The sequence below is a fragment of the Nostoc sp. genome (assembly GCF_054880495.1).
Genome location: NZ_JBTYKD010000364.1, coordinates 1 through 13,695, shown reverse-complemented (window position 1 = coordinate 13,695; position 13,695 = coordinate 1). Strand labels below are relative to the sequence as shown.

The following is a 13,695-nucleotide window of genomic DNA, read 5'->3' as shown; positions in this document are numbered from 1 at the left end:
TCCAGGATTGGCTTTATTAAGTGCCTCTTCCACTGGAGCATCTGTTTCCAAGTCGAACCCATGTGCCTGGTAGATTAAATTACCCCCAGGCCCCAGTGGTTCAAGCACAAGCTTTTTGAGGAGCGAATAGTTGTAGGCATCAAAATAGTAGCCTTCAGCCGACTCACGACCTCGCCGATGGCGCAGGTGACGTGGGTTATGGAAATCATCCACTGCAATGTGAACAGAACTTCTTCCACGTCTGGTTAATATTTGCGCTAGCTCCTGTGCCAATGTGGATTTGCCACTAGCAGTAATGCCTGTCACCACTACTTGCAGAACACGAGAAGGTAGAGCCTCAGCACGCTCGATTAAAGTATCTGCTATTGTTTCCAAAACAGTAACGCGTGTATCACCCATGCATCGCTCCTTTGCCCAAGTATGGAACTTGCATGTTTTTAATCTCCAAGAAGTTTATGTTTTGACAAAAGTAGAGACGCGATTCATCAGAGGCGATGAATCGCGTCTCTACTGTTAAATACCAGGGGTAGATCCGCCATCAACGATAATCTCTGTTCCTGTAATCGATGCAGCAAGATCAGACACCAAAAATAGCGCCAGGGCAGCAATTTCTTCTGGCTGGGCAATTCTTTTTAAAGGAATACTTTGGATGTTTTGTGCCTTTACTTCCTCGACGGTAATCCCTTGCGCTTGGGCGTTTTGCCGCGCTAAAGTCTCGGCACGCTCGGTAGCTGTAGCACCAGGGGAGATAGCATTAATGCGAATCTTGTACTCGGCTAACTCTTTAGAAATGCCCTTTGTAAAGTTGAGCAGAGCCGCATTACTCGTACCACCAGCTAGGAAGTTAGGACGAGGTGTGCGTCCTGCACAGCCGACTATATTGACAATCCGGCCATCACCGCGACTTTTTTGATGGGGGACGACGGCTCTAACTAGGCGGATATAGCCCAATAATTTTAAGTTCCAAGCATCCAAAAATAAATCATCAGTGGATTCTAGGAAAGACCCAGCACGGGCTGAACCTGCATTATTAATCAAGATATCAATCTGATTAAACTGGGCCAATGTTGTGGAGACAACTTTCTCAATATCCTCTGCTTTTGTTAAATCGGCGCTGATGGCAATAACTTTCGCCCCTGGAGTGGGTAGGGATTGGATTTCAGCCACTGCCTGATCTAAGCGTTCTTGATTGCGGGCTGCGATCGCAACATTTACACCCTCACTATAGAGGGCTTTGGCAGTTGCTAAACCAATTCCCGCACTTCCTCCTGTAACAATCGCTGTTTTACCTGATAGTTTTAATTCTAAGCTCATACAAAGTTCCCCTCAAAAATCTAAGTAATTTACTAGCGAACCAATAACATTGCTGATTGAGAGCCTGTATTGTGGATATCGAAAATGGTTCGACTTTCCCCTGATGTACAACCCAGAAGTATCTTGATTTCTGTATCTCGCTTTTCCAAATCAACACTACAAATGACGGCAGTTACTGTTTGACTAGACAAGCTACCTATCCAAACATCAATATCATCTCCATCTCCAGAGCGAGTGTTTTCCAAGTATCCATAGTCCAGTGGATAAACGAAGGATGGATAACGTAGATGTGATGTCCCTTTTGGACGATCTATCTTGAGATTACTAGCGGCTACAAGCTGATCTAGTTTGAACCAGAAGTCAGTACTATTCCCCATGCAGCTAATACTCAATTGGAAATGTGTAAGACAGCCTTACCAGGAAAACGCCTGTCGAGTAGTTGTTGCGCTACATCAGCTATTTGTGTCCAAGAAGCTTCTAAATCAATGTGAGGACGCAACTTACCTGCTTCTACTAGAGTCAAAAGCCGTTTTAGACCGACTGCGGCTGATTCATATCTCAGTTCATCGAACAGACGTAAACCATACAAACTCACGCCACCAGTCCCATAAAATTGAGCGGCGTTAAATGTTACTTCTGCTCCCCCAGATACTCCATACAGCACAGTTTTTCCATCCTGTGCCAGTAAGCTAAGGGCTACCCCCAAAGTCTTGCCACCCACTGACTCTATAATTAGATCATAGGGGCCATATTCGCTGGCGGGTGAGAGGTCTTCGCCAATCACCACCGATTGTGCCCCTGCTTCTCTAACTAGAGTCTCATAGCCAGCTTGACGAATGTATGCTACGACGTGCGCCCCTGACAGTTGCGCCAATTGGATAGCAAAGTAACCAACACCTCCTGATGCACCTGTAACTAGAACTGGACGACCTAACAGCGAACCACCTTTTAGTACTGCATGATACGCGGTTAAACCTGCTACAGGCAGTGTGGCAGCTTGAGCAAAGGATACCGATGGCGGCACTTCTGCTAAGGCGTTGGTGGCAACAGATACGAGTTCTGCCCAAGCACCGGCGCGGCGAAAGCCAACTACACGCGCCCCTTGGGGAAGCCCCGACCCATCAGCAGCGGGGGTTTCTACTACACCTGCCAAGTCCCAACCAGGCTGCCAACCAGCCTCAGCAGTAGTTGAACGTTTTACCTCTCCCCGATTGAGAGAAATCGCGGTCACTCTGACTAGTGCCTCATCTGGGGCAGGTGTTGGTGCAGTCACCTCACTCAGTGCCAAACGTCCAACCACATTTGGATCAACAATCACAGCACGTATTTTAGTCATAGAGAATGCCCTGGCTTAGAGATGAATTTCTAGATCGGTGGTTCACGATGTACTGCCTAAAATAATAAACTCGATAGATTTCGCTAGTGCTTCTTTACCCCAAATTCCCACAACTAGGTTAATGATATTTAACAAACTACGGTAACTCGATAGATTTATAGTTATTTTAGGGGGTAGAAAGAAAACTATCACAATACAGACAAAAGAATCAAGCATCCCGCGAAAAGATTTGTTTCATCAATGCTTGCTTGCATTTATGGCTACGTTGTAAGCTAGTCGCTGTCAACCTCCCAATACTGCTCGGTTAGTCATTTGAGATCCCCCTTAGTCCCCCTTAAAAAGGGGGAAAAATAAGGCATTTTCAGCCCCCCTTTTTAAGGGGGGTTGGGGGGATCTACTCTTAACCGAACAGTATTGGTAAATATTGGTCAACCTCCTACTCTAGGAGAAGTGGCCTTCCAGGCCTCTAGGGATTTTCCTACGTAGTACACGAGCATTCAAAAGTAATAATTTTATCTTATGAAACTTAAGCGTTATTTATGGATAACTCTTTTAACCATAACTGTATTATTAGGTATCATTCTTCCAGGGAGAACTCAGCAACATACCTCATCAAGTACCCTATTTCAAACATCTACAATTAGTGCTTTGTCAATAGGTATTTATGAGGGAAATAGTAATTTTAAGGAATTGAGAAAATACGGTAATTTTGGTTTGGGGACAGTAAATTATCTGGATGGAGAAATGATTGGATTAGATGGCAACTTTTATCAGTTAAAATCTGATGGAGTTGCCTCTGTTATTCCTGATTCGATGAAAAGCCCTTTTGCTACAGTCACTTTTTTTAAACCACAAACATTAATTAATCTAGAAGGGCAAATTAATTATCAAAAATTGCAGCAATCGTTAGATCAGCGCTTACCGACTAAAAATCAACCTTATGCTATTCGGATTCAAGGTAATTTTCCTTATCTCAAATTTAGAAGTGTTCCCAAACAAACCGCACCCTATCGTCCTTTAGCAGATGTGATCAAAGAAGAATCAATTTTTGAGTTAAGGAACGTGAATGGTACTTTAGTCGGTTTTCGGACACCCAAATATATGCAAGGAGTAAATGTTAATGGATATCACTTTCATTTCATAACTGCAAATCGTAAAACTGGAGGACATGTTTTAGATGGGCAATTCCAAAATGCTAAAGTAGAACTTGATACTCTATCAAACGTTGAGATAAATTTGCCCAAAACTGCTGAATTTGACCAAGCTGATTTGGGAGATGGCAAATTTAACTGAAGTCAACAGAGTTAAACGGTAACTAAATATTTTTGGATTAAAGCTATGTCACTACCAGAAACTATTGCAAAAGAAAAGGATACCCGTCCCCCTGTGGCGATTGGTCATGTGAAATTATATGTGAGTAATGTACCGGAGGCTAGCGATTTTTTTGTCAAGATAGGGCTGCGGCTGATCACCCAATCAGAACAATTAGCTGTTTTAGAATTACGCGGAGGAACGCACTTAGTTTTGAGAACAAGTTCAGAAGCGATCGCGCCTGGAATCAATGCGCCTTTTGATCTGATGCTAGATGATGTTTATGCCACCAGAGATACTTTTAGAAAGTGGGGACTGACTGTTTCTGAGATTGAACCAGGCAGAATCCACAGTTCATTTACTTTGACTGCACCGGATGGCTATCTATTAACGTTAACTTCCTCACATACAGGCGGTAGAGAAGTTTAACAATGTTAGTGCAGCGCTAGTTCACAAGATGAAAATGTACTCTCAACGACTCTGTTTAGAACCACTAAAACCGGATCATGCCGAACTGCTTTTTGATGGATTACAGAGTGCGAGTATATACAACTTTATCGAAGATGTGCCGCCAGAAAGCGTTGAATCACTTCGCGATCGCTACACAATGTTAGCACGTCGTCAATCACCAGATGGAATGGAGATTTGGTTGAATTGGGCTGTTTGGTCTTTTGTAGATAAATGCTACGTTGGATATGTTCAAGCAACAATTACTGTAGATAATAGTGCAATCCTGGGATATGTGTTTTTCCCTAATTTTTGGGGAAAAGGTTATGCACGCGAAGCGGTGAAGTGTATGATTAATTATTTAGTTGAGACATACCAAAATCTGGATTTTTGCGCTAATGTTAATATCCAAAATTACCGTTCTATTGCCTTATTGCATAATCTGGGATTTGTCCGCGCGATATGCTTTAAAAATATTGAGTCTAACCAAAATGAATTTAACCACGAACTACAGTACCGAAAACGCTGATAGATAATTAAATTCAGATTCACAAGAATCAGATCCCCGACTTCTTAGAGAAGTCGGGGATCTCGTTGTTCACGAATGATTACAGCTATTTTCAGGTAAATAGACCACACGGTAGGGGCACAGCAATGCTGTGCCCTTACGACAGATGTGGTTCAAATACATGAAAACGGCTGTAAGTAAGGCTATATAAGTTTGAGATACCAATGCCTTGATACCTCTATATAAAGTCATGAATCTCAGACTTTTTTGCATTTTTCAACACCAAGTTTGCACAACACGACCTTTTAATTGTTGTCCTAACCAAGCTGTATTTTGTGAAAGTGTATAAAGACTTTTTCGTTCGACTTTCCAGGTTTGCTGGGGATCAAATAAAGTAAGTTCTGCTGGTTGAGGAGGTACGATCGCGCTGACTTTTTGCCCCAAACACTCGGCTGGACTGCTACTCAATGCCCGCCATAATTCTAAAGCTGTAAATTCGCCAGTTTCAACAAGATATTGCCATAGCAAAGGTAATGCTAACTCTAAACCAATAGCCCCGGCGGGTGATTCGGCAAAAGCTTGGACTTTTTCTTCATAGCTGTAAGGTGTATGGTCAATAGCGATCGCATCGATCACACCCGCACGTACCCCCGCACGCAACGCCGCTACATCACGAGAATTACCTAAAGGTGGGTCTAAATGCAAGCTGGTGTTATAAGTCTTAACTGCTTTTGTATCAAGTAAAAGGTGCATCCAGGTGGTGCTGGCGGTGATAGGTAAACCAGCAGCCTTGGCTGAGGCAATTAATTCCACGCTGCGAGATGTGGAAACACGCATGATATGGACTGGTGTGCCTATGGTTGCAACCAATTCTAACAAAGCTGCGATCGCAGTAGTTTCCGCGCTGACGGGTATTGGGGGTAAACCGAAACGGAGAGCATCTGACCCTTCTCTCATTACACCATTTGCTGTTAATTGGCGATCGCTAGGCCAAAAAGCTACTGGTTTACCCAACGGCTGAAGATACTCTAACACTCCCCGCACCAGCGCCAAATTTTCTAAAGGCTTACCATCTGTAAAACCAACAACTCCAGCCGACGCTAAATCTGCCAATTCCGTCATTTGCTTCCCAGCAACATCTAGAGTGATAGCACCCCAGATATGAAGCAGGGAGAGAGGGGGAGATAAGGGAGAGGGGGAAGACAAGGGAGAAAAATTGCCCCCTTGTCCCCCTTGTCTCCTATTTTGCAACTGTGCCACAAGGGCAGGGTTATCAATAACTGGGGATGTATCGGGTAAAATGTTAATTCTGGTAAAGCCGCCAGCAGCAGCAGCTTGTAAAAGAGACAAGAGGGTTTCCCGTTCTTCAAAGCCAGGTTCCCCAGAGTGGCTGTACAGATCTACTAACCCAGGACCGAGAACTAATCCCTGACAATCTCTGATTTGAGTATCGGAACTGATATCAGAAATGCGCGAAGCCACTGCTTCGATATAACCATCAGCAATCACTACATCAAAGAGTCCGTCAATTTCCGAAACCGGATCAATCACCCGTACTTGTTGCAGCAGTTCAGTCATAAAAGTTTTTAGTTATGAGTTAGTTATGAGTAGATATAAATAGGACTTACGCACAAGAGATCCCCCAACCCCCTTAAAAAGCGGGCTTTTGAGTTTCCCCCCTTTTTAAGCTACCGTGTATACACAAGTCATCGAATTAACCAAAACAAAACCTCAAAGAGTCCTGACTTTAGTCCCTCTCCGAACTCACGGAGAGGGACAGGTTTTGCGTAGCAGAACCAGGGTGAGGTTTCTTTGGGCTATTCGATAAACCGTAAATTGCATCAAGAGAGACTTGTGTATACACCGTAGCTTTTTAAGGGGGGTTAGGGGGGATCGAGGTTTCAAGTTTTTAGTGCGTAAGTCCTGTCTAAAGTAGGGTGCCTTACGGCTTTAGCCTAACGCACCATGTTGTAGTAACTTTATTCCTCACTGCAAACTCCTAACTCCTGTACAGACGCGATTAATCGCGTCTCCTAACTCCTAACTCCTAACTCTATTACAATGCCCCTGCTGCTGTTTTATCTAGTACCCCTCCACCCAAGTAAGTGGTGATGTTCATCGCTTGCAATACTGGTAAACCATCGATTCCAGAAGGGTAATCGATAACACTGACTGCACCATTACCCTGGCGAAAATTCCAGAAATTTTCCAGCGATAAACCCAGAATGTGACAAAGCAACGTTTTGTTAGTAGCGTCATGAGCTACTACTAATACGGTTTTAAATTGATTGGTTGATGCTGATTGCACAATTGATTGCCAAGCTGCAACGCTGCGCTCCCAAACTTGTTGCAAATTCTCCCCTTCAGGCATTTGAACTTGCGCTGGTACTAGCCGCCAGCGCTGTAATTCTCCCGGAAACTCTTGCTCTATCTCTGTTTCTAATTTTCCTTCCCAGAGTCCGTGGCTGATTTCTCTTAAACCATCTTGCAATTCTAACTTTACATTAGGATGTTGTTTTAAGATAATCTCTGCTGTTTCTTTAGGGCGCAACATTGAGCTACTTACAGCAAAATCGATCGCTACCTGTTGGAGAAATTCGCCTGCTTTTTCCGACTGTTGTCTACCGTTGTCGTTAAGGGGGACATCAATTTGCCCTTGAAACCTAGTTTGGCGATTCCAATCAGTTTCCCCATGACGCACCAGTAACAACCGTATTCCTTGATGATCAGGTCGCAATGAGGGTAAAATCTCTCCGGTGTGTTGCGTCTGATTTAAGGATTCTAGTTGGACTGATTCGCCCAATCCTCCAGCAAAATTTAGTACGGTGATGCCACAGTTAGATTGCTGTATTGAATGGTAGCGACTTGCAGGGATGGATAGCGCTGTGCTAATCAGGGCGCGATTAATTCCGTTATGTCCAACTATCAGAATAGTTTCGCCTTGATGGTAAGACAAAATTTCTTGCCAAAATTGCCGTGCTTGTTCGTATAAAGCAAGAACGGGAAAATGTTCTCTTGTTCCTTCTGCATCATTAAGCAACATCCGCAGTTCGTCGGGGCGTTCGTGCCAAGTGCGGTAGTCTTCGGCAAATTTTTGCTTAACTTGGGCAGTTAGCAGTGCTTCCCATAAAGGCAAGTCAATTTCCAGCAGCAAATCAGAAACTTGGACTACAGCAGACTGTCCGGGATGAGTAGCTAACTCACTATGGATAATATCTGCTGTGTGTTTGGCTCGTTGCAAGGGACTGCTGTAAATCCCATTAAATAAAATATTGCTGAGGGCTTTGCCTACTTTACTAGCATCGTTACGACCTCTTTCGGTTAATGTTGACGCATCAGTGCGCCCTTGAATACGCCGCTCGGTGTTATAACCGCTTTGACCGTGGCGCACAATAATGACACGAGTCATCGCAAAGCCCTCCTCTATCTAGACGATTAATTCTACTGCAAAATGATTGCAGAATTATCGACTCAGGAATGCGGATTTAGTCAGGTGCGAAACTTTATTCTCGTAGGCGAGACAGGATGAGCCGCAAAAACAGCCGTTGTATTGACAATTTTATTAACAAAGCTGTTTTGATCATCAGGCATCTACGGTCAGAACTACAGCGTTAACCTTTATACCTGATTATTGTCTCTCTATATCTAACTGCACTTGCAATCCATCATTCTCACTCCCCGACTGAGCCGGGGTTAAGAAAACAGAAGTGTCTGGCAGTGATAATGATTCGTTAAACCGGATTTTGAGTGGAGTTTTATTGTTTCTTGTATTGTTGTTGGAGATGCTTGCGGGATTAGTTTGCTCAAAAAAGCTTCTAAAGTCATTTTGGGCTGTTCTATGATCAATTCCAACTAGAGAATCACCAGTTAATCTGTATTGTCCTCGATTTAAGCTTGATGCTGGTGACTGTCCATACACTTGGCTTCCTAAGTTTGCAAAGGCTGCCGTAATTCCCAAGAAAGCAATAATTTTGGTGTTCATTTGTTTTATCCAAATTATCTTTAATATTGCTTGGATTTATTATATGGGCAAATTCTTTTAATTAACTCTATCGTTAGATTCTATAAGAATAATTGTATTGCGTATATACTTAGCTTGTCAATGATTCCTGCTCTGTGTTGCCTAAAATAAACAGATAAAATATAAGCCAAGCTATAACTAGCGATCGCGGTTAAGTTCGTTGAGATATGCCGGCATTTATTTGAGTTACGTTGTCTAAATTTTCAAGAGAAAAATTTGAATAGTGCTTCACTACTATCAATCACTGTTGTACAGCACAGCAGAAGCCTCTTTGTGCATTCCACTTATTAAGACTTGTGTACTAAAGATAGCGATCGCCTTGTGGCAGTTGCGTAAGTCCTGAAAAAGACTGGGCTAGATGTAGCTTTAGCTGACCGCAGCGTGGGAGAATAATTCCTAACGCCTGATTTCTGGGGGTACTAAAACAGCTATAGCTTTAGGTATAACCCGAAAATGAGCAGGTGTATAAGTAGTGATTTCACCATCTGTATTGATCGGACGCGGTTTGTGAGTATACACCTCTATTTCTTGACCTTGAAGAGAACGTACACTCTGCCAATGTATATGTCGCCCTTGTCGCATTGCCGGAAGCAATAGTATAATTTGCCACCAGTGTTTAAGCTCCAAGCTATAAAGGTCTAGCCTTTGATCATCGATTGTGGCATCCTCAGCCACTGTCATACCACCGCCGTAATAGCGGCCGTTACCTACAGCAATTTGCACTGTTTTCACGCGAACTGATTCACCATTAATCACAATCTCCGCAGTAAAAGGTCTAGCTTCCCAAATCACTTGCAAGGCAGTGGCAGCATAAGCAAATATTCCCCAACGGCGTTTAACTTCTTTGGTAAGTAGTTCGGTAATTTTTACACTTAATCCCAGACTGGCAACATTAAAAAAGTGTTTGCCGTTCACGCAACCCAAGTCGATGCGGTGTAAATTTCTATATGCAATAATTTTGCAAGCTTCGCTGAGGGAATTTGGAATTTCCAAAGTCCTCGCTAAATCGTTGGCAGTTCCCAGAGGCAAGATTCCCAAGGGCAACTGAGTATCAACTAAAGCATCTACTGCGGCATTGAGAGTCCCATCTCCTCCACCAATGATTACCAACTCAACTTGATGTTGATAGCGAAATATAACTTCAGCAAGATGTTTGGGGTCTTCTGTAGACTCCTCAATTAAATCAAAGCCGAGTGTCTTCAGATATTGAATCGCTTCTGACACACCCTTTTGCCCTTGGCGGGCATGACGATTTACTAACAGCAGTGCGCGGGAACTCATGGCTAGTACCTTTTGTAGTTGATATGTCCAATAATCCGCATCCATGTATTCTGCTTCAAGTTGACTATAAAAAAGTGTTTAAGTTGTAATGACAGTTATCAAAAATTCATTTCGTCAATGGTTATTATGTTGTAGTTAGAATTTTTAATTTCTATTTTATCTCTATTAGCCGTCCGTGTGTGGATACCAAGTAAATATATTTTTTACTCACTCAAGGACTGGATTTAGGTATTTTTAAGAGAGGATTCATACCAATATTATAATACTCAGAATATAATGCCTAACAATGAGATATTGTTTATTGGTATAAATACATGGTTTTAGATAAAATTTGTATTTATACTATAGGACTAGTATTTGATTTTTGAAATGCACGTAGTGGACCCTCTAGGCTAAAATAGTGCATTAGACGTAGACGTAGGTTGGGTGGAGCGGAGCGCAACCCAACTGATTATCAGGATGTTGGGTTACGCAAAGCCTCCACCCAACCTACAATTTTTTTGCAACATTCTAGCCAAGAGGGTCTACTACAAGACTACCGAGATTTTTTCAGAAATCAAATATGATTCCTATATTAATATTTACAATTATTTAACTTTATTTAATTAATGGTAAAGATTGTTCGTAGTTTGCACTGTCTTCGCTAAAGTTCTAAGAGGAAGCCTGAGCTACTCCTGCTTCCCCTACTTAAGATTTACTTACTTAGTGCCTCACCATCTAAGCGACATAATTTTACTTTGTTGATGATCTTTGCACCTATTCTTTCATAGAACTTGATTCCACGCTCGTTAGATACAGCTACAGTCCAATCGATTCTGCTACAACCATTTGAAGGCTTTAGCAATCCCAATAAATACTGCTAGTGACATCCAAGAAGATTCCACAGTCGTTAGTATGGTGAATCAAGGATTGAGAGCAGCATTTCATTAATTGAAGTAAATTGGGAAAATTACTTAAAAACTATTAGGTATCGTACCTCTTGTGCCGTTTAACCGGATTCATCCACACTTCTAAGCGACTAAACGCCTGTGAAGAAAGTAACGTCAAACACAAATAAATCACTGATATATCGACGTAAATTTCAAAGACGCGATAGTTATCGGCGATAATTAACTGCCCTTTACGTACTAATTCTTCAAACCCAATCACAGAAACTAAGCTTGTATCTTTCAACAAACCAATAAACTCATTACCTAAAGGTGGAATCATCCGCCGGAAAGCCTGGGGAAAAATTACATAACTCATTATTTGTACAGAATTCAAACCTAATGATTGTGCTGCTTCTGCTTGTCCTGATTCAATCGATTGAATCCCACCACGGACAATTTCGGCAATGTATGCAGCACTATTCAAACTTAAAGCAATTACCCCAGCAGTCAGACGATCAAAAGTAAATGTCAAACCAAGTTCTTGTAAAATTGCAGGTAATCCAAAGTAAATGATAAAAATTTGCAGCAACAAAGGCGTTCCTCGGAAAAAATCCACATACGCCCTCGCCACCCAACGCACAGGTGCAATATGAGAAAGTCGTACAATACCAATCAGCGAACCCCCAATTAAACCAAACACTACAGAAAGTATCGTCAATTGCAACGTTACTAATGCTCCCTGTAATAAAGTCGGAAAAGCCTGCAAAATCACGTCAATTGAAGTTAATATTTTAGGAGCGCCAGCCTTACTTTTATTCTCAAATGGTGATTTAACTGGTAATGATGGGGGTTCAGTTTTAAACCATTTTCGATAAATTTGGGAATAAGTGCCATTTTTCAGCACCCGATCTAAACCATTATTTATTAATACCAAATTTGGCGAATTTTTAGCTGTAGCAATCCCGTAAAACTCCTCTGTCAGCAATTGCTGTACTATTTTAATTCCCTGAAGATTTCTCGTATTAATAGCATATAAAGTCACTGGTGCATCATTGATTACCGCATCGACATTACCATTGAACAATTCTTGCAGGGCTAAAGGTGCTGAATCAAAACTGCGAATTTGCACTCCAGGAATACTCTTAGCCTTTGCAGCCCCAGTTGTACCAATTTGTACCGCGATTTTTTTATTTTTGAGACTGTCAAAACCAGTAATATTTTGATTATCTGCACGGATGGCGATCGCTAACCCAGCCTTAAAATAAGGACGGGAAAAATCAATCGTCTTCGCCCTTTCCTGTGTAATCGTGATCGAACTAATCGCCGCATCTACCGTTTTGCCTTTCAAAGCTGGGATAATGCCATCAAAAGGCAGACTTTGAAAATCCACTTTAAAGTTAGCTGAGGAAGCGATCGCATTCATCAAATCAATCGAAAAACCTTGCAACTCACCACCTTGTCCTTGAAACTCAAAAGGTGGAAACGCCGGTTCGGTAGCAATCTGCAGAGTTTTCCCCGCGCTAGGATTCACAGCACAGCCAACCAGTAACAAACAGCTAAAACCTACAACCACACACCAGCGCAGCCAACGCCCAAGATCAAATTTAGCCATATTATTTTCTCTCTCCCTCTGCGCCCTCTGCGCCTCTGCGGTTCGTTCAAGTTATATCTTGCAACTGTCCAATCTCCCGCCAAGAAATAAATTTCTTGGCTAATAGTTAAAGTCTACTGAAGTAGACTTTAACCCTTACTAAGTCCTCTTTAGCAGGCTTTAGCTATTAGCGTCAGAATGAATTCTGAGGCATTTTTTAGGACTGCTGCACGGTCTACATTAAAAACCTTACAATCAACTGTAGAACAGCTTGACATAAGTAATGAACAATACCATCCCCGCGATTATTTTTGACAATATAGAAAAAAACTTTGGCTCCCTAAAAGTCCTCAAAGGAATCACAGGTGAAATCAACCGGGGAGAAGTCGTTGCAGTGATCGGTTCCTCCGGCTGTGGCAAAAGTACCCTACTACGCTGCTTCAACCGCCTAGAAACCATTGACAACGGACGTTTAATAATCAACGGTATCAACTTATCCCGCCCTACTGTCAACTATAGCCAACTGCGACAACTACGAACACAAGTAGGCATGGTTTTCCAACAGTTCAACCTGTTTCCTCATCTCAGCGTCCTAGAAAATATGACACTTGCGCCCCGTAAAGTACTGGGTAAAACACCAAAGGAAAGCGCCCAACTAGCGAGATTATATCTCGAAAAAGTCGGCTTATTTGACAAAGCATCTAGTTATCCCGAACAACTTTCTGGCGGACAAAAGCAACGAGTAGCGATCGCTCGTAGTTTATGTATGAATCCCCAAATCATGCTATTTGACGAACCCACCAGCGCCCTAGATCCCGAACTCGTTGGCGAAGTTTTGCAAGTGATGCAACAATTGGCATCAGAAGGGATGACAATGGTGGTTGTCACCCATGAAATGCAATTTGCAAAAGAAGTAGCCCATCAGGTGATATTTTTAGATCAAGGTATTGTCACAGAACAAGGTTCAGCTTACGAAGTTCTGACCAATCCCCAAAGCGATCGCCTACGTATTTTCCT

The 13,695-nt window shown here is 42.4% G+C and carries 13 protein-coding genes; 4 read left to right on the top strand and 9 right to left on the bottom strand.

Annotated features, from left to right (window positions below; genetic code table 11):
• The 4 genes from ACYTXL_RS30565 to ACYTXL_RS30550 form a co-directional block, all read right to left on the bottom strand.
• On the bottom strand, nt 1-399 hold a 399-nt coding region (locus tag ACYTXL_RS30565), incomplete at its 3' end, for a nucleoside/nucleotide kinase family protein (RefSeq protein WP_461927899.1).
• Between the two features lie 114 nt (nt 400-513).
• On the bottom strand, nt 514-1,314 hold the full coding sequence (locus ACYTXL_RS30560) for an SDR family oxidoreductase (RefSeq protein ID WP_461927898.1): 801 nt from the start codon (nt 1,312-1,314) through the stop codon (nt 514-516).
• Nucleotides 1,315-1,346: 32 nt separating this feature from the next.
• Nucleotides 1,347-1,691 (bottom strand): inorganic diphosphatase, encoded by a 345-nt coding sequence (locus ACYTXL_RS30555; RefSeq protein WP_461927897.1) that lies wholly within the window; start codon nt 1,689-1,691, stop codon nt 1,347-1,349.
• An 11-nt stretch (nt 1,692-1,702) separates the two neighbouring features.
• Entirely contained in the window at nt 1,703-2,650 is a 948-nt protein-coding gene (locus ACYTXL_RS30550; protein ID WP_461927896.1) for a zinc-binding dehydrogenase, read from the bottom strand.
• 519 nt (nt 2,651-3,169) lie between these two features.
• Between ACYTXL_RS30550 and budA the strand changes: the two genes are divergently transcribed.
• The 3 genes from budA to ACYTXL_RS30535 are packed head-to-tail and all read left to right on the top strand — an operon-like array spanning nt 3,170 to nt 4,937.
• Nucleotides 3,170-3,943, top strand: a complete 774-nt coding sequence (gene budA / locus ACYTXL_RS30545) for an acetolactate decarboxylase (protein ID WP_461927895.1) — start codon at nt 3,170-3,172, stop codon at nt 3,941-3,943.
• A 45-nt stretch (nt 3,944-3,988) separates the two neighbouring features.
• On the top strand, nt 3,989-4,390 hold the full coding sequence (locus ACYTXL_RS30540; protein WP_461927894.1) for a VOC family protein: 402 nt from the start codon (nt 3,989-3,991) through the stop codon (nt 4,388-4,390).
• Nucleotides 4,391-4,418: 28 nt separating this feature from the next.
• Nucleotides 4,419-4,937 (top strand): GNAT family N-acetyltransferase, encoded by a 519-nt coding sequence (locus tag ACYTXL_RS30535; RefSeq protein ID WP_461927893.1) that lies wholly within the window; start codon nt 4,419-4,421, stop codon nt 4,935-4,937.
• Nucleotides 4,938-5,192: 255 nt separating this feature from the next.
• Here the strand turns inward: ACYTXL_RS30535 and ACYTXL_RS30530 are convergent, their stop codons facing one another.
• The 5 genes from ACYTXL_RS30530 to ACYTXL_RS30510 form a co-directional block, all read right to left on the bottom strand.
• A complete protein-coding gene (locus ACYTXL_RS30530) occupies nt 5,193-6,494 on the bottom strand; it encodes a dihydroorotase (protein ID WP_461927892.1) in 1,302 nt (433 codons plus the stop codon).
• Nucleotides 6,495-6,972: 478 nt separating this feature from the next.
• The gene (locus tag ACYTXL_RS30525; RefSeq protein WP_461927891.1) at nt 6,973-8,325 is read right to left on the bottom strand and encodes a histidine phosphatase family protein; all 1,353 of its coding nucleotides are present in this window, start codon (nt 8,323-8,325) and stop codon (nt 6,973-6,975) included.
• Nucleotides 8,326-8,544: 219 nt separating this feature from the next.
• Nucleotides 8,545-8,898, bottom strand: a complete 354-nt coding sequence (locus ACYTXL_RS30520) for a hypothetical protein (RefSeq protein WP_461927890.1) — start codon at nt 8,896-8,898, stop codon at nt 8,545-8,547.
• Nucleotides 8,899-9,333: 435 nt separating this feature from the next.
• Entirely contained in the window at nt 9,334-10,218 is an 885-nt protein-coding gene (locus ACYTXL_RS30515) for a lipid kinase (RefSeq protein ID WP_461927900.1), read from the bottom strand.
• A gap of 963 nt (nt 10,219-11,181) precedes the next feature.
• Entirely contained in the window at nt 11,182-12,699 is a 1,518-nt protein-coding gene (locus tag ACYTXL_RS30510; protein WP_461927889.1) for an ABC transporter permease subunit, read from the bottom strand.
• A gap of 262 nt (nt 12,700-12,961) precedes the next feature.
• Between ACYTXL_RS30510 and ACYTXL_RS30505 the strand changes: the two genes are divergently transcribed.
• Nucleotides 12,962-13,695 (top strand): amino acid ABC transporter ATP-binding protein (locus ACYTXL_RS30505; RefSeq protein ID WP_461927888.1); only part of this gene is annotated, 734 nt, incomplete at its 3' end.